At 71.8% G+C, this 16,699-nt stretch carries 11 protein-coding genes and 1 riboswitch; of the genes, 6 read left to right on the top strand and 5 right to left on the bottom strand.

Annotation, left to right across the window (positions count from 1 at the left end; genetic code table 11):
• Positions 1 to 92: 92 nt before the first annotated feature.
• Positions 93 to 1,292: an NlpC/P60 family protein gene (locus ACFVYR_RS18245; RefSeq protein ID WP_384250276.1), complete on the bottom strand. Its 1,200-nt coding sequence runs from the start codon at positions 1,290 to 1,292 to the stop codon at positions 93 to 95.
• A gap of 7 nt (positions 1,293 to 1,299) precedes the next feature.
• A riboswitch (cyclic di-AMP (ydaO/yuaA leader) is annotated at positions 1,300 to 1,456 on the bottom strand.
• 254 nt (positions 1,457 to 1,710) lie between these two features.
• Here ACFVYR_RS18245 and pcrA point away from each other — a divergent pair.
• Entirely contained in the window at positions 1,711 to 4,203 is a 2,493-nt protein-coding gene (gene pcrA, locus ACFVYR_RS18240) for a DNA helicase PcrA (protein WP_384250274.1), read from the top strand.
• Positions 4,204 to 4,270: 67 nt separating this feature from the next.
• Here pcrA and ACFVYR_RS18235 read toward each other — a convergent pair whose 3' ends face one another.
• Together ACFVYR_RS18235 and ACFVYR_RS18230 are read right to left on the bottom strand one after the other, a co-directional pair.
• Positions 4,271 to 5,776 (bottom strand): peptidoglycan DD-metalloendopeptidase family protein, encoded by a 1,506-nt coding sequence (locus ACFVYR_RS18235; protein WP_384250271.1) that lies wholly within the window; start codon positions 5,774 to 5,776, stop codon positions 4,271 to 4,273.
• A 182-nt stretch (positions 5,777 to 5,958) separates the two neighbouring features.
• Positions 5,959 to 6,741: a lipase family alpha/beta hydrolase gene (locus tag ACFVYR_RS18230; RefSeq protein ID WP_384250268.1), complete on the bottom strand. Its 783-nt coding sequence runs from the start codon at positions 6,739 to 6,741 to the stop codon at positions 5,959 to 5,961.
• 681 nt (positions 6,742 to 7,422) lie between these two features.
• Here ACFVYR_RS18230 and ACFVYR_RS18225 point away from each other — a divergent pair.
• Both ACFVYR_RS18225 and ACFVYR_RS18220 read left to right on the top strand, forming a co-directional pair.
• Positions 7,423 to 7,839: a cobalamin B12-binding domain-containing protein gene (locus ACFVYR_RS18225; RefSeq protein ID WP_384250266.1), complete on the top strand. Its 417-nt coding sequence runs from the start codon at positions 7,423 to 7,425 to the stop codon at positions 7,837 to 7,839.
• Positions 7,840 to 8,311: 472 nt separating this feature from the next.
• Positions 8,312 to 8,488: a hypothetical protein gene (locus ACFVYR_RS18220; RefSeq protein ID WP_384250262.1), complete on the top strand. Its 177-nt coding sequence runs from the start codon at positions 8,312 to 8,314 to the stop codon at positions 8,486 to 8,488.
• Positions 8,489 to 8,531: 43 nt separating this feature from the next.
• On the opposite strand, the gene ACFVYR_RS18215 is transcribed toward ACFVYR_RS18220, so the two are convergent.
• Together ACFVYR_RS18215 and ACFVYR_RS18210 are read right to left on the bottom strand one after the other, a co-directional pair.
• Positions 8,532 to 10,166, bottom strand: a complete 1,635-nt coding sequence (locus ACFVYR_RS18215) for a DUF5691 domain-containing protein (RefSeq protein WP_384250260.1) — start codon at positions 10,164 to 10,166, stop codon at positions 8,532 to 8,534.
• Positions 10,167 to 10,291: 125 nt separating this feature from the next.
• Complete coding sequence (locus ACFVYR_RS18210; RefSeq protein ID WP_384250257.1) at positions 10,292 to 11,644, bottom strand: SWIM zinc finger domain-containing protein; 1,353 nt, start codon at positions 11,642 to 11,644, stop codon at positions 10,292 to 10,294.
• A gap of 153 nt (positions 11,645 to 11,797) precedes the next feature.
• Between ACFVYR_RS18210 and ACFVYR_RS18205 the strand changes: the two genes are divergently transcribed.
• From ACFVYR_RS18205 to ACFVYR_RS18195, 3 genes are read left to right on the top strand one after another with little or no spacing between them, the layout of a single operon-like run.
• A complete protein-coding gene (locus ACFVYR_RS18205) occupies positions 11,798 to 12,898 on the top strand; it encodes an AAA family ATPase (RefSeq protein WP_384250255.1) in 1,101 nt (366 codons plus the stop codon).
• Positions 12,895 to 15,405 carry a DUF5682 family protein gene (locus ACFVYR_RS18200; protein WP_384250252.1) on the top strand — a complete coding sequence of 837 codons (2,511 nt, stop codon included), beginning with the start codon at positions 12,895 to 12,897 and terminating at the stop codon, positions 15,403 to 15,405. The genes ACFVYR_RS18205 and ACFVYR_RS18200 overlap by 4 nt, the downstream gene beginning before the upstream one ends.
• Positions 15,405 to 16,562: a VWA domain-containing protein gene (locus ACFVYR_RS18195; protein ID WP_384250249.1), complete on the top strand. Its 1,158-nt coding sequence runs from the start codon at positions 15,405 to 15,407 to the stop codon at positions 16,560 to 16,562. Before ACFVYR_RS18200 ends, ACFVYR_RS18195 begins: the two co-directional genes overlap by 1 nt.
• The last annotated feature ends 137 nt before the right edge of the window (positions 16,563 to 16,699 follow it).

Here is a 16,699-nt window from a genome sequence, read left to right as displayed (position 1 = left end):
TCCCCGGAGGGTGCGGGCCACGCGCGCGTAGCGGGTGCTTTCCGTTGCGAGGGGTGCCGTCGGGCGGGATGCCGTGGGGCGGCCCGGCGCCGTTACGCGGGGCGCACCACGCTGTGGATCGGCATGTAGTAGATCGACTCGACGCGGACGTTCGCGCCCGGCTTGGGGGCGTGGATCATCTTGCCGTTGCCGATGTAGATCCCCACGTGGCTGATGTCGTCGTAGAAGAAGACCAGGTCACCGGGTTTGGCGTCGGCGGTCTTCACGGTCGTGCCGACCTTCACCTGGTCCCAGGTGGTGCGCGGCAGGGAGATTCCGGCGGCCTTCCACGCGTCCTGGGTGAGTCCGGAGCAGTCGTAGGAGTCCGGGCCGGTGGCGCCCCAGACGTACGGCTTGCCGATCTGGGCCTGCGCGAAGGCGATCACTTTCGCGGCCTTGGTGGCGTAGCCGCCGTCGGTACTGCCTGAGCCCGCACCGGAACCCGAGCCGGAGCCGCTGCCCGCGTCCGAACCGGAACCGGAGCCCTGGCCCTCCTCGCTTTCCTTCTCCCGCTGGGCGGCCTCCGCCTTGCGCTTGCGCTCCGCCTCGGCCGCCTGCTGGCGCGCCAGCTTCTCGGCCTTGCGCTTGGCCTCCTGCTTCTTCTTCCGCTCGATCTCCGCGAGCCGCGCCTTCTCCTCCGCCGTCAGCTTCGACAGGAGTTCGCGCGCGTCGCCCAGCTTCTTCTGGACGGTCTGCTTGCTCGTCTTCAGGTCGTCCCGCGCATCGCTCAGGGTCTCGAGGCTCTTCGCGGCCTTCGCGCGCTGCCTGGTCGCCGACGCCTGCTGCGTCTGGTAGTCGTCGACCGCCTTCTTCTGGCGCGTGGTCAGCCGGTCCGCCAAGTGGTTCTGGTCGAAGTAGCCCTGCGGGTCGTCGGCGAGCATCATCGTGGCCGTCCCGGAGACGGCGCCGGTGCGGTACTGCGCGGCGGCGAACGAGCCGAGCTCCTTGCGGGCATCGTTCAGCCTGTCGGTGCGCCTGGCCACGTCGTCGAGCAGGCGGTCGACCCGCTTGCGCTGCTTGTCGGTGTGTTCCTTGGCCGAGTTGTACTTCTGGGTGGCCACACCGGCCTGCTGGTAGAGCTCGTCGACCTTCTTCTGGACCTCTTCGAGGGTGGGCTTCGCCGGCGGGGAGGGCGCTGCCTGAGCGCTCTGCGACAGGAGGGCGACGGAGGTGAGGGCCGCCGTCGTGATGCCGAGGGCGGGGGCTGTGCGTAGGCCGGTCGAGCGGGTCCGCGGCTTGCGGTGTGACGCCAAGGGAGGCGACTCCTTCCGTAGACCGCCTACCGGGTTAGCTGTCGGGTTCGGGCGGATGGTACGGAAGGTTGCCCTACGGTCCCGTACTGCGTACGGGACCGATTCACCCCAAGTTTTCGGTGGGTCCCCGGCTCCGAACGGGTCGGACTCGGCGGAGGCCACCCGTTCCCGGCGGGTTCGCCGGTGGGGGGACGAGCGGCCCGGGCAGCACGCTAGCCAACTCGTGTGGCCGCTGTGAAGGTTGATGTTCGATATGCCCGATACATTTTCGTGACTTTTCACGGCCTTGACGCGGTCATGCTGTACAGATGCGAAGCGCATGCGGAGCGTGACCGTCCGGAGGCGGGGGGTAGGTGAGGTGTGAGGTGACCGGAACCCGCAGCGGGTTGTCAGTGGGGCCGCCTAGACTCGGTAGGCGATGAGCAGCCTCTTTGACGACAGCTTCCTGGCGGACCTGCAGCCTTCCCGGGCCGCGGACGAAGCGCCCCCGCCGCCCCCCGAGGACAGCGCCCCGGAGCCCATTCCGGACGATCTGTTCGACGGGAAGTTCGACGCGCCCATGACCCGGGACGCGCACTACCGCGACGGCGCCCCGCGCCCGGTCATCGACCCGGCGACGCTCCTCGACGGGCTGAACGAGAACCAGCGCGCGGCCGTCGTGCACGCAGGATCCCCGCTGCTCATCGTCGCCGGTGCCGGTTCCGGCAAGACCCGCGTACTGACCCACCGCATCGCGTACCTGCTCGCCGAGCGCGGTGTGCACCCCGGCCAGATCCTCGCGATCACCTTCACGAACAAGGCCGCGGGCGAGATGAAGGAACGCGTCGAGCAGCTCGTGGGCCCGCGGGCGAACGCGATGTGGGTGTCGACCTTCCACAGCGCCTGCGTCCGCATCCTGCGCCGCGAGTACAAGAAGCTGGGCTTCACGTCCTCCTTCTCGATCTACGACGCCGCGGACTCGAAGCGGCTGATGGCCCTGGTCTGCCGCGACCTCGACCTCGACCCGAAGAAGTTCCCGCCGAAGTCCTTCAGCGCCAAGATCTCGAACCTCAAGAACGAGTTGATCGACGAGGAGGACTTCGCGGGCCGGGCGGCCGACGGCTTCGAGAAGACCCTCGCCCAGGCCTACGCGATGTACCAGTCACGCCTCCGCGAGGCGAACGCGCTGGACTTCGACGACCTGATCATGACGACGGTCCACCTGCTGCGCGCCTTCCCGGACGTCGCCGAGCACTACAGGCGCCGCTTCCGGCACGTCATGGTCGACGAGTACCAGGACACCAACCACGCGCAGTACGCACTCGTGCGCGAGCTGGTCGGCCCCTCCGGAGGCGAGGGCGACGACCCCGCCGAGCTGTGCGTGGTGGGCGACGCGGACCAGTCCATCTACGCCTTCCGCGGCGCCACCATCCGCAACATCCTCCAGTTCGAGGAGGACTACACCGACGCGACGACGATCCTCCTCGAGCAGAACTACCGCTCCACGCAGACGATCCTGACGGCCGCGAACGCGGTCATCGAGCGCAACGAAAGCCGCCGCCCGAAGAACCTGTGGACCAACCAGGGCGCGGGCGCGCGCATCACCGGATACGTCGCCGACACCGAGCACGACGAGGCACAGTTCGTCGCCGACGAGATCGACCGTCTCACCGACGCGGGCGACGCCAAGGCCGGCGACGTGGCGATCTTCTACCGGACGAACGCGCAGTCCCGTGTCTTCGAAGAGATCTTCATCCGCGTCGGCCTGCCCTACAAGGTCGTCGGCGGAGTCCGCTTCTACGAGCGCAAGGAGGTCCGCGATGTCCTTGCCTACCTGCGCGTTCTCGCCAACCCCGAGGACGCGGTCCCGCTGCGCCGTATCCTAAATGTACCGAAGAGGGGCATCGGCGACCGTGCGGAAGCGATGATTGACGCGCTCTCGCAGCGCGAGAAGATCTCCTTCCCGCAGGCCCTGCGCCGCGTCGACGAGGCGTACGGAATGGCGGCCCGCTCGGCCAACGCCGTCAAGCGGTTCAACACGCTCATGGAGGAGCTGCGGACCGTCGTCGAGTCCGGCGCGGGCCCGGCCGTCGTCCTGGAAGCCGTCCTCGAACGCACCGGGTACCTCGCCGAACTGCAGGCCTCCACCGACCCGCAGGACGAGACGCGCATCGAGAACCTCCAGGAACTCGCCGCCGTGGCCCTGGAGTTCGAGCAGGAGAACAGCCGGGCGGAGGGTGACGAGGGAGCCGCGGCCCCGGCCGGCACGCTCTCCGACTTCCTGGAGCGTGTCGCCCTGGTCGCCGACTCCGACCAGATCCCCGACGAGGAGGACGACGGCTCCGGAGTCATCACGCTGATGACCCTGCACACCGCCAAGGGCCTCGAATTCCCCGTCGTGTTCCTGACCGGCATGGAGGACGGCGTGTTCCCGCACATGCGCGCCCTCGGCCAGGTCAAGGAGTTGGAGGAGGAGCGCCGCCTCGCCTACGTGGGCATCACGCGCGCGCGTGAACGGCTCTACCTGACCCGGTCGTCCATGCGCAGCGCCTGGGGCCAGCCGTCGTACAACCCGCCGTCGCGCTTCCTCGAAGAGATCCCGGACGCCCATCTGGACTGGAAGCGGACGGGTTCCGTCGGCGCACTGGCGTCGTCCGGCTCCGGTGGTTCGGGCCCGGCCGGGGGCATCGCCTCGACGCTGTCGTCCTCGCGCTCGCGTTCCGGGGGCGCACAGGGCTTCGCCACGCGCCGTGCCTCGGAGAAGCCGGTCGTCGCGCTGGCCGTCGGCGACCGTGTCACGCACGACCAGTTCGGCCTCGGCACGGTGGTCGGAGTGAAGGGCACGGGGGCGAACGCCGAGGCGACGGTGGACTTCGGAGAGCCCAAGCCGAAGCGTCTGCTGCTGCGGTACGCGCCGGTGGAGAAGCTGTAGCAGGGCGGTTCAGAGACAGGCTCTGAGGTCTGCCGGGCAGGCTCTTGCGGGTCTGTCGGGCGGGCTCTTACGTCGGGTCGAGGCCGTGGCTGCGCAGCCACGGCAGCGGGTCGATCGCCGAGCCGCCGCCGGGCCGCACCTCGAAGTGCAGGTGCGGTCCTGTGGAGTTGCCGGAGTTCCCGGAGAAGGCGATGGGCTCGCCCGCCTTCACGGGGCCGCTGGAGATCTTGTGCGTGGAGAGGTGGCAGTACCACGTCTCCGTGCCGTCCTTGGCGGTCACGATCGCCATGTTGCCGTAGGCGCTGTTCCACTTCGTGGAGACGGTGCCGTCGGTCGCGGCCAGGACCTCCGTGCCGTACGACACCGGGAAGTCGATGCCGGAGTGCGCGGACATCCAGTTGACGCCCGCCTGTCCGTAGTACGCGCTCAGGCCGTGCTGCTTCACCGGCAGGACGAACTTGGGTCGCAACCGCTCCTTGCGCGCCGCCTCGGCGGCCGCCTTCTTCTGGGCGGCGACCTTCTGCGCCTTGAGGTCGATGCGTTCCTGGGTGCGGCTCGCGCGGTCCGCGAAGTCGCCCGCGTCCGCCGAGAGGTTCGCCAGCTGGGTGTCCAGCTTGTTGTTGGCGGCGGAGGGCTGCACGGACGTGGGGTCCGGGGCCGACGCCGTCGTGTCCTTGGTCTCGTCCCCGCCGAAGTTGCCGACGGAGGCGGCGGCCACGCCGGCCACGCCCATCACGCAGGCCGAGGGCACCGCGACCGTGAGGAGTGCGGAGCGCTTGGCGGGGGAGCGGCGGCGGGTGCGTGAGCCGCTTCCGGTTCCGCTTCCGTTTGCGCCAGGGGTGCCGCTGCCCTTGCCTCGGGAGGCGCGGCGGCCGGGGGTCCGGGGCTCCTCGGCCGCGTCGGGGGAGGCGCTCCGGGCGTTGGGGTCGGTCTCGGGGTCGTCCTCGGGGTGCGTGGATTCGGACGACGGGTCCATGTCCTGCGCTTCGTCCGCCGAGTTCCACGTCGTCGCGTCGTACGCGCCCGTGTCGAAGGTCTGCGTGTCCCACTGGCCGGCCCCCGGACCCTGGTCCCAGGCGGCGGTGTCCCACTGGCCGACCGGTTCGGGGCCCGGCTGCGAAGGAATGTCGACGAGCTGCCGATGGCCGCCGGTCGCCCACATCGAGGCGGTGTCGAAACTGCCGGTGTCGAAACTGCCGGTTTCGCAGCTGCCGGTTTCGTAGCTGCCGGTGTCGAAACCGCCCGTGCCATGACCGCCGCCGTCGTACGTGGCGGCGTAGTACTGCGCGGCGTACGCGTCGTGGGTGAGCGTCTGTTGCGGGCCGGTGGTGGTCGCCCACTGACCCGTGTCCTGCCGGCCGCCCGGCAGGTCGCCGAAAAGGGGGTCGGTCGCGAAGGTGCCGGTGTCAAAAGTGCCGGTGTCGAGCGTGCCGGTGTCGTAGGCGCCGGTGGAGTACGAGTCGTAGCCGCCGTGCTGGGCGCTCTGTTGGTCGTACGGCGCGTAGTGCGCGTAGTCGGCGCCGGGAGCCGAGGACGGGGGAGTCGAGCTCCCCGACGGGTGACGGTCGTTCACCAACTTCTCTTTCGCCTCGGCAGCAGGGGCAGAGCAGTGCGGTGACTGTACCCGGCGGTATACGGACACGACAATCTTCGGCAGGTTTCATGGTTTCAGGAAACGGGCATTCGGCCGTCTTTCGGGGGACTGCGGGCGCAGCCTTGGCCCTGCGTTCGATCCGCGTTCGATGTTTCCGCGGGTCAGGCGACCGTCAGCCCGCCCGGTGCGCTCCGGGCATCGGCTCCCGGGTTCGCCAGGTCGAGCGCCTGGCGTATGCCGGTCGCGACCGCCGGATGCACCGGCAGTGCGAGATGGCCGATTCCGGTTACCCGGACGTTCTGCGCGGTCAGGTCGGGGTGGTCGACGCAGGCTGATTTCAGCGGATCCATGATCTGGTCCAGATCGCTCCAGAAGCTGACGAACTGCGTGCGACAGCCGGGCGCCGGTTCCCTCAGCTCCTCGATCACGTCGGAGCCCGGTCGCATCTGGCGGACGATCGGGTGCGCGTCGGCGAGCGGCATGACGCGGGTGCCGGAGTGCGGTGTCCCCAGCGTGACCAGGGTGCGGATCCGTGCGTCCCCGCCGAGCCGTTGCGCGTAGTAGCGGGCGATCAGGCCGCCGAGGCTGTGCCCGACGACGTCGATCCGGGCGTGGCCCGTGCGCTCGCAGATCTCCTCGATGTGCCGGCCGAGCAGCTCGGCGGCGACGCGGATGTCGCAGGTCAGCGGCGAGTAGTTGAGGGACTCCACACGGCGGCCACCGTGTTGTGACAGGGCGCGGCGGAGCAGGACGAAGACGGAGCGGTTGTCGATGAAACCGTGCAGGAGAAGGACCGGCGGCCTGCCGTTCGGCGGGAGGCGCGGAGCGTCCGGGGGCGGCTGGACGGGCGCGGCCCTGCGCTCCTGGGTGATGCCCGAGGGGTAGAGGAGGAGGTGGCCCGTGAGGATCGTCAGCTCCAGAGCCGTCGCTTTGAGGAGGGCCACGGAGAGGCCCGCGACCTTCGTCGGCAGGGCGGGGAGGCGGAGTGCCAGGAGGGGGAGCGCGAGGAGGGGGAGCGCGAGGGGGAGGAGGCGTGGGTGTGCGGAGGGTGGGTTCGCTGGGGACGGGCGTGCGGGGGATGGGCGTGTGGAGGGTGGACGTGTGGGGGATGGGTGTGTGGAGGGTGGGCCGAGGCCGAGGAGTTTCGGCAGCAGGGTGGTGAGTGGGCGAAAGGGGCGGGCCCCTGTGACCGGCATCGTCGACCTCCCGATTGGCGCACGGAAGGACGGCTCTGTCCCCCGTGTGCCCTAGGGGGAGTCGCGGTCGAGGAGTCGGCTGAGCGTCGGCGATCCGGGCTCCGCGGAGTCGTGCCCCGTGCCCCCGTTGCCCCGCCGACGTGCGGTGTCACCACGCCGTGCGGCTGCCGGCGCGGTGGTCCGGCGATCTCGATGTGGCTCCCCTCGCGCCTGGCCCGAAGCGGAGTGTGAGCCCCTGGGCAACGGGCGGGCGCGCAGCGAACGTGTCCCAACGTGTGATTTCCCCCTCGCTCCACACCGTGAAACTGCCGCTTGAGCGATGCTGTAGATAACGTTCGTTCACTTCCCCGGCCGGTGCGGTGCGGGGTATCTGTACCGGGACCGGCTGTTGTCGGTCGACGGTACGGACATCGGTACATGGAGGCAGTGATGGGTGTGGCAGCCGGGCCGATCCGCGTGGTGGTCGCCAAGCCGGGGCTCGACGGGCACGATCGCGGGGCCAAGGTGATCGCGCGGGCGTTGCGTGACGCCGGTATGGAGGTCATCTACACCGGGCTGCACCAGACGCCCGAGCAGGTGGTGGACACCGCGATCCAGGAGGACGCCGACGCGATCGGTCTCTCCATCCTCTCCGGTGCGCACAACACCCTGTTCGCGCGGGTGCTGGAGCTCTTGAAGGAGCGGGACGCGGAGGACATCAAGGTCTTCGGCGGCGGCATCATCCCGGAGGCGGACATCGCGCCCTTGAAGGAGAAGGGTGTCGCGGAGATCTTCACGCCGGGGGCCACGACCACGTCGATCGTGGAGTGGGTCCGGGGGAATGTGCGGCAGGCTGCGGGGGCGTAGGCGGCTGCGCTTGATTGGGCGGGGGCGCTTTGGGGTCGGCCGAGGCGGGGCCTCGCGGCGGCGTGGGCGGGTTCGTTTGGGCTGGGGTCTGCGCCTGTGGCTCGTCTGTGGGGCGGGGCCGCGGGGGTATGTGCGTACTCGCTATCCCTGCGTCACGCTGCACGAACAATGGGGCTATAGCGTGCTCGGTGCTCCGTTCGCACATACCCCCACGTCCCCTTCGGCCGGTTTCGCGGCTGCGAGCCGGTGGGGGTGCACCTGCTGGCCCCGGGGGCCGTTCTCCGGCTGCGGGCCGGTGGGGTCTGCTTTTGCCGGTCGGCCAGGGCCGTGACCTCGAAGGTTCGCCGGGTAGGCCAGGTAGCCTGCCCGCAGGGGGAGTTGACGTCGCGCGTATGGTGGAGAGGAAACGCATCAACGCCCGTCAAGGCTGTGAGCCGGGCGGGCCGAGCGGGGGAAGAAAGGTGCGTGCCCGATGACGGTCGGGCTCCTCTCCACGATTGCTGCCGTGTTCTACGGGGGCACGGTCTCGATCCTCGCCCTGACTGCGACCTTTGCGCGGCGTGGCACGCTGCGGCGTGAAGCGCGCAGCACCCTTGCTGTCCTGGTGCCGGGGGGAGCGGTGGAGTCGCAGCAGGCCGCCCCAAGATGATGCAGACCGGAGCGCCGACCCGGACAGATCCGAAAGACAGGCCCTAGGGGGCCTCGTGTCGGGGGGTGAGTTCGTCGTGGATCGCCGCGCGGAGGCGGAGCGTGGTCACCAGGCGCTGGAACGCTTCGGACCAGTAGCTTCCCGCGCCGGGTGACGCGTCCTCCGGCTCGTCGGGGACGGCCGTCAGCGCTTCCAGGCGGACCGCCTCCGCCGGGTCCAGGCAGCGTTCGGCGAGGCCCATCACTCCGCTGAAGCTCCAGGGGTAACTGCCCGCGTCGCGCGCGATGTTCAAGGCGTCCACCACGGCGCGGCCCAGTGGTCCGGCCCACGGCACCGCGCAGACGCCGAGCAGCTGGAACGCCTCGGACAGGCCGTGCGCCGCGATGAAGCCGGCCACCCAGTCGGCCCGTTCGGCGGCGGGCAGCGAGGCGAGCAGTTTGGCGCGTTCCGCGAGCGACACGGCGCCCGGTCCCGCCGCGTCGGGAGACGCGGGGGCGCCGAGCAGCGCTCTGGACCAGACCGCGTCCCGTTGCCGTACCGCCGCACGGCACCATGCCGCGTGCAGTTCGCTCCGCCAGTCGTCCGCCACCGGGAGTGCCACGATCTCGGCGGGCGTGCGGTTGCCGAGCCGGGGCTGCCAGGTGGCGAGCGGGGCCGCGTCGACCAACTGACCGAGCCACCAGGAGCGTTCGCCGCGGCCGGTGGGGGGTTTCGGCGTGACGCCGTCCCGCTCCATGCCCGCGTCGCACTCGTGCGGGGCCTCGACGGTGAGCGTCGGCGTGTCCGATGTGTGGTCGAGGGCCACGCAGGAGGCCGCGCGTGCGGACATCCGGCCGGCCAGGGCGGAGCCGGGGAGCGCGGAGAGCAGCTCCGCCGCGGTGGAGCGGACGTTGCGACTGCGGTCGGTGAGGGCCTGCTCCAGGAACGGCTCGTCCTCCGCCGACAGGCCGGTGCGCAGCGAGTCCAGGAACATCAGACGGTCCTCCGCCCGCTCCGTCGACCAGGTGGAGGTGAGCAGGTCACGGGCGGTACGGGCGTCGTGGGCGCGCAGCGCCGTGAGGAGGGCGACGCGCTCGGCGAAGAGGCCCTCCTCCCAGAGCCGGCGGATTTCGAGCTCGTCGTCGGCGGAGGGGAGCGTCACGCCGCCGCCGGGGGTCGCACGGAGTGCGAACTTCCAGTCGGAGTTCAGGCGGGCCAGCCACAGGGCTCGCGGGCCGGCGAAGGTGAGGGCCTGGGGGCGGAGGTCCGTGCGACCGCGTGCCGCGTTCAGGAGGGCGGGCAGCAGTTCGGGCGGCGCGCCGTATCCCCGGGAGTTGGCCAGGGCCAGCCACTGGGGGAGGAGCTCCATCAGGTCCGGCGCCGCGCCCCGGCGGCCGCCGCTGCCGGTTCCGGGCTGGTCGGTGAGGAGCGTCGCCAGCCTGCGCCTTGCGGCGGACGGCACCGGTGGCCTCGGGTCGTCCGCCACCGGTTCGGGCGGGGCGGCGGCCGGAGCCGGGCGCAGTCCGGCCCTGCGGCGCACCGTCTGCACCGCCGCCGCGTCCAGGAGGGCGATCGGCGCCTCCTTGCCGGGCGGGTGCAGTGCGGCCGGAAGGGCGCGCCGGTCGGTGCCCAGCAGCGCCGTTGTCACCAGGTCGTCCCATGACGGGCGGGGGGCGGGGGCGGCGGGTGTGGTGGTCATGTCCGTCTGTCTCCTGGGGTGCGTTCCTCAGAGTTGCCTGTCCTGGGGCTTCGTGTGGCAGGAGGGTCTGCCCTGGGCGAGAGCGTGCCTGCGCCGGGGCGCAGGCGGGGGTCAAAGGCAGGCCCTCAGCACAGCGACACCGTCCCTTCCGACTCCTTCGGCCAGGCCGCCAACGGGGTGAAGCCCTGGTGACCGCACTCGCCGAACACGGTCAGCGGTGCGCCTCCGGAGACGGCTACCAGGCGCCACAGGCCCGGCCTCGACAGGGCGGACGGCGTCAGCGGCAGCGCCGAGCCGCCTCCGGCGTCCGCCAGTTGCCAGGACCCCTCGGCCTGGGTCGGTATCACCTCGGAGAGCGTGACCGGCCACGAGTCCAGCCACGGGTCCCCGCGCAATGCCTCGCCGTACCTGGCGGCTGCCTCGTCCGTCCGTACGCCCGGTGGGCGGTGCGGGGTGGGCGCCGGCGCCGTGAACTGTTCGCCCAGGTCCGCGCGGAGTTGCCCCGCGCCCGGATAGCCGGTCACCTCGGCGTCGAGCGCGAGGCCGACGGGGAGGGCGAGGTCGGGCGCGCGGCCCGCCGCCCCGTAGGAGAGGAGGAGCGCGGTGCGGCCGGATTCCGTGCCGTACAGCCAGATGCGGCGAGTGGTGAGTCTGCTGTCCGCCGTGTCGTACTGCGCGAGGACCAGCCAGCGGTCCCGCACCGGTGGGCCCTCCGGCCGGGCGGGCAGGCCCACACGGGAACGGACCGTCGCGGCCAGCTCGGCCGGCAGCCGGTCGCGGTGGAGCCAGCCCTGGTCGAGGAGGTGGAGCAGCGCGCACTCCTCCAGGAGACGCACCGGCCAGCCAGGACCGGACGACGGTATGGCCCCCAACTCCCTTACCCGCGCCGCCAGCCCCGGGGCCTGGGCGTCGACCATGCGGGCCGCTGTCTCCTCCCACAGTCCGTACCCCGCCTGCTCCGCCGACGCGGTGCCGCCGCGGAGCAGGTCGGACAGGCGCTGCTCCAGCTCCGTCACGCCCGCGGTGATCCGTGCGGCTCGCTTCTCCGCCCTTCTGCGTGCCGCCTCCGGGTCGGCGGGGGCGGTGGGCGCCGGGGCGGAACTCCGGTCGGCCTCCGCTCTCTTACGGCGTGCGGCCAGCCATTCCCCGGCCCAGGCCGGCGGTTCGGCGTTCTCCGGAACCGTGCCGTCCGCCCCCGCCCAGATCAGCAGCAGTCCCAGCGCGTGCTTGCACGGGAACTTGCGGCTCGGACAACTGCATTTGTACGCCGGGCCCGTCGCGTCCGCCAGGTCGACGACCGTCTGATACGGCTTGCTGCCACTGCCCTTGCACAGCCCCCACACCGTCCCCTCGTCGGTACTGCCCGCCTCCGACCATGGGCCGGCGACGCCGAGTTTGCTCCCCGCCTTGCGTGACGGAGCGTCAGGAGCCAGTGCCAGCACCTGATCCGCCGTCCAGCGCACCCCCTGCTGAGTCATGTCTCGAAGGTAGGCGCTGCCACTGACAATCGACCTTGCCATCGGTATCCGGGCAGGTCAGAGCCGTGCGGCGGTCGATTGTCAGTGGCGTGGTGCACGGTGGAGACACATCCGGGCCAGATGCGCCCGGACGAGCTGGAGGGGGATCGCTCCATGACCGTTTCCGTCGACGGTGCGCAGGCCTTGCGGCCGCACGCCGAGAACGCCTTCGCCGCCGAACTGGCCGCGCTCGCCGCGCAGGACGACCGGCCGAGGCCGCAGCGGTGGAAGCTCTCGCCGTGGGCCGTCGCGACGTACCTGCTCGGCGGCACCCTGCCGGACGGCACAGTGATCACGCCGAAGTACGTGGGCCCGCGCCGCCTCGTCGAGGTCGCCGTCACCACGCTCGCCACCGACCGCGCCCTGCTGCTGCTCGGCGTGCCAGGCACCGCCAAGACATGGGTGTCCGAGCACCTCGCCGCCGCCGTCAGCGGCGACTCGACGCTGCTCGTGCAGGGCACGGCGGGCACACCGGAGGAAGCGATCCGGTACGGCTGGAACTACGCCCAGCTGCTCGCGCACGGCCCCAGCCGCGACGCGCTCGTGCCCAGCCCCGTCATGCGGGCGATGGCCGAGGGCATGACGGCGCGCGTCGAGGAACTGACCCGCATCCCGGCCGACGTGCAGGACACGCTGATCACGATCCTGTCGGAGAAGACGCTGCCGATCCCGGAGCTCGGCCAGGAGGTCCAGGCCGTCCGCGGCTTCAACCTCATCGCCACCGCCAACGACCGCGACCGCGGTGTCAACGACCTGTCGAGCGCCCTGCGCCGCCGCTTCAACACCGTCGTCCTGCCGCTGCCGGAGAGCGCGGACGCCGAGGTCGACATCGTCGCGCGCCGGGTCGACCAGATCGGCCGCTCCCTCGACCTGCCGACCGGCCCGGAGGGCATCGACGAGATACGCCGCGTCGTCACCGTCTTCCGCGAACTGCGCGACGGTGTCACGGCGGACGGGCGTACGAAGCTGAAGTCGCCCAGCGGCACGCTGTCCACCGCCGAGGCCATCTCCGTCGTCACCAACGGGCTCGCGCTGTCGACCCACTTCGGAGACGGCGTGCTGCGCGCCGGTGACGTGGCGGCCGGCATCCTCGGCGCCGTCGTGCGCGATCCCGCGGCGGACCGGGTGATCTGGCAGGAGTACCTGGAAGCGGTCGTGCGGGAACGCGACGGCTGGAAGGACTTCTACCGCGCGTGCCGCGAGGTGAGCGCATGACCAACGCGGGGTCGCGGGAACCGCTGCTGCTCGGGGTGCGGCACCACGGGCCGGGCTCCGCGCGCGCGGTGCGGGCCGCGCTGGAGGAGGCACGGCCGGACGTCGTCCTCGTGGAGGGGCCCCCGGAGGCCGACGGACTGGTGGGGCTCGCCGCCGACGAGGGGATGCGGCCGCCCGTCGCGCTGCTCGCGCACGTGGTGGGCGAGCCTGGCCGTTCCGCGTTCTGGCCGCTCGCGGAGTTCTCCCCGGAATGGGTCGCCATCCGGTGGGCGCTCGCGCAGGGGGTGCCGGTGCGCTTCATCGACCTCCCGGCGGCGCACTCGCTCGCCCTGCGTGCGGAGGAGGAGGCGGAGGAGGGCGATGGCGATGGCGATGGCGATGGCGGTGGTGAGGGGAGGGGCGTCGAAAAGGAGGGCGAGGAGGAGGGCGGTGGGGGTGATGTGCGGATCGATCCCATCGCCGTGCTCGCAGCGACCGCGGGGTACGACGACCCCGAGCGCTGGTGGGAGGACGTGGTCGAGCACCGGGGGACAGGGGATGACGCGTTCGCTCCGTTCGAGGCGCTGAGCGAGGCGATGGAAGCCCTGCGCGAGGCCTACGGGGACGGCGGGCACGGCCGTGACCTGGTGCGCGAGGCGTACATGCGGATCCAGGTGCGGGCCGCGGGCAAGGAGTTCGGCGCCGGGCGGGTCGCCGTGGTGTGCGGGGCCTGGCACGTCCCGGCGCTGCGCCGCAGGACCACCGTGGCCGCCGACCGGGCGCTGCTCAAGGGGCTTCCCAAGGTGAAGGCCGAGATGACGTGGGTGCCCTGGACCCACCGCAGGCTCTCCCGCGCCAGCGGGTACGGCGCGGGGATCGACTCCCCCGGGTGGTACGGCCACCTGTTCGGCGCACCCGACCGGCCCCTCGAACGCTGGATGACGAAGGTCGCGGGGCTGCTGCGCGACGAGGACCGGCTCGTCTCGTCCGCGCACGTCATCGAAGCGGTACGGCTCGCCGACACGCTGGCCGCGATGCGGGGCAGGCCACTGGCCGGGCTCACCGAGACGACCGACGCGGTGCGGGCGGTGATGTGCGAGGGGTCCGACGTGCCGCTCGGCCTCGTGCACGACAAGCTCGTCGTCGGGGACGTGCTGGGGGAGGTGCCGGAGGCGGCGCCCGCGGTGCCGTTGCAGCGGGACCTGACGCGGCTCCAGCGCAGGCTGCGCCTGGCGCCGGAGGCGTTGGAGCGGGAGCTTGAGCTCGACCTCCGCAAGGAGAACGACGCCGCGCGCAGCAGGCTGCTGCACCGGTTGCGGCTGCTCGGCATCGGCTGGGGCGAGCCGATGGTGTCCCGGGGGAGCACGGGGACGTTCCGCGAGACGTGGCGGCTGCGGTGGGAGCCGGAGCTGTCCGTGCGGGTCGCGGAGGCCGGGGTGTGGGGGACCACGGTTCTGGGCGCGGCCACGGGCAAGGCCTCGTCCGACGCCGTAGAGGCGCGGGCCCTCGCCGAGGTCACCGCGCTCGCCGAGCGGTGCCTGTTGGCGGAGTTGCCGGACGCGTTGCCCGTGGTGATGCGGGTCCTCGCGGACCGGGCCGCGCTCGACACGGATGTCGGGCACCTCGCGCAGGCCCTGCCCGCGCTCGTACGGTCCCTCAGGTACGGGGACGTCCGGGGGACCGGTACGGAGGCTCTCGGCGAAGTGGCCCTCGGCCTCGCCGAGCGCATCTTCGTCGGCTTGCCGCCCGCGTGCGCGGGGCTCGACGCGGACGCGGCTCTGGAGATGCGGGGGCACGTCGACGCGGTGCACCAAGCGGTGGGCCTGCTGGGGGAGTTGGCGCCACCGGCTTCGGCACCACCGGCTTCGGCACCGTCGGCTCGGGACGGTGTGCGCGCCCGGTGGGTTTCCGTGTTGCGCGTGCTGGCGCAACGCGAGGGCCTCGCCGGGATCGTTCGGGGGCGGTGCGTGCGGCTGCTCCTGGACGGCGGGGAGTTGGGGGACGAGGAGGTGGCCCGGCTCATGGGGCTCGCGCTCTCCCGGGGAAACGCGCCCGCGGAAGGCGCCGCCTGGATCGAGGGGTTCGTCGGGGGCGGCACCGGCGGCGGAATGCTGCTGGTGCACGACGAGCGGCTGCTCGGCCTTGTCGACGACTGGCTGTGCGGGGTGTCGGACGGCGCCTTCACCGACGTACTGCCGTTGCTGCGGCGCACCTTCTCGGCGTACGAGCCGGGAGTGCGGCGGACGTTGGGGGAACTGGTGCGGCGCGGGCCGGTGGCGGCGAACGCGGCGGCGCCGAGCGGCGCCGGCGGCATACCCGGCTACGCCGCGGAGCTCGACCCCACGCGCGCGGACGCCGTCGTGCCGCTCGTGCACCTGCTGCTCGGCCTCTCGGTCGTGCCGCACGGGGAAGCGGAAGCGGAGGGAGAGGCGGCGGGAGGGGGCCGTGCCGACAGCGGCGGTACCCGTCGCGGTCGCGACGGTGGCCGTGCCGGTCGCCGTGGGGATGAGTTCGAGGGGGTGGCGTGATGGCTGAGGTGAATGAGGAGCGGCTGCGGCGGTGGCGGCTCGTGCTGGGGGGTGACGGCGCTGACGGGACGGGGTGCGCGCTCGGTGGCCGGGACGCGGCGATGGACGGGGCGCTGACCGCGCTGTACGGCGGGGCGGGTGAGAAGGACGGCCGGGGGCGGGACCGTTCGGCGGGGCTCGGGGCGTCGGCGCCGTCCGTGGCGCGCTGGCTCGGGGACATCCGGACGTACTTCCCCTCCTCCGTCGTCCAGGTGATGCAGCGCGACGCGATCGACCGTCTCGGACTCTCCGCGCTGCTCCTCGAACCGGAGATGCTGGAGGCCGTCGAGGCCGACGTGCACCTGGTGGGCACGTTGCTCTCGCTCAACAAGGCGATGCCCGAGACGACCAAGGAGACCGCGCGTGCCGTCGTGCGCAAGGTCGTCGAGGAGCTGGAGAAGCGGCTCGCGACCCGCACCCGTTCCGCCCTCACCGGAGCGCTCGACCGCAGCGCCCGCGTCAGCAGGCCGCGCCACCACGACATCGACTGGAACCGCACGATCGCGGTCAACCTCAAGAACTACCTGCCGGAGTACCGGACGATCGTCCCCGAGCGGCTCATCGGGTACGGGCGGGCGTCCAGGTCGGTGAAGAAGGAGGTCATCCTCTGCATCGACCAGTCCGGGTCGATGGCCGCCTCCGTCGTCTACGCCTCCGTGTTCGGCGCCGTGCTCGGGTCCATGAGGTCGCTCGACACCCGGCTCGTCGTCTTCGACACGAACGTCGTCGACCTGACCGACCAGCTCGACGACCCGGTCGACGTCCTCTTCGGTACGCAGCTGGGCGGCGGCACGGACATCAACCGGGCGCTCGCGTACTGCCAGTCGCAGATCACCCGGCCCGCCGACACCGTCGTCGTCCTCATCAGCGACCTCTACGAAGGGGGCATCCGCGATGAGATGCTGAAGCGGGTCGCGGCGATGAAGGCGTCCGGAGTGCAGTTCGTGACGCTGCTCGCGCTCTCCGACGAGGGGACACCGGCCTACGACCGCGAGCACGCGGCGGCGCTGGCCGCGCTGGACGCACCCGCCTTCGCCTGTACCCCGGACCTCTTCCCGGAGGTGATGGCGGCGGCGATCGAGAAGCGCCCCCTGCCCATACCGGACACGGTCACCTGATCGCGGGAGCAACCGGAGCGAACAAGAGGTGTCCGACGCCACAGAGACCGCCCGGTCACCACGGCTGCCGCGGATTTTGCCGCGGTGACCACGCGACCTGTGACCGTCATCACCGCCCAAATGTGACCTGCGATTTA

The organism is Streptomyces sp. NPDC058284 (genome assembly GCF_042881135.1).
Lineage (GTDB): Bacteria > Actinomycetota > Actinomycetes > Streptomycetales > Streptomycetaceae > Streptomyces.
This window is presented reverse-complemented; position numbering and strand designations above follow the sequence as displayed.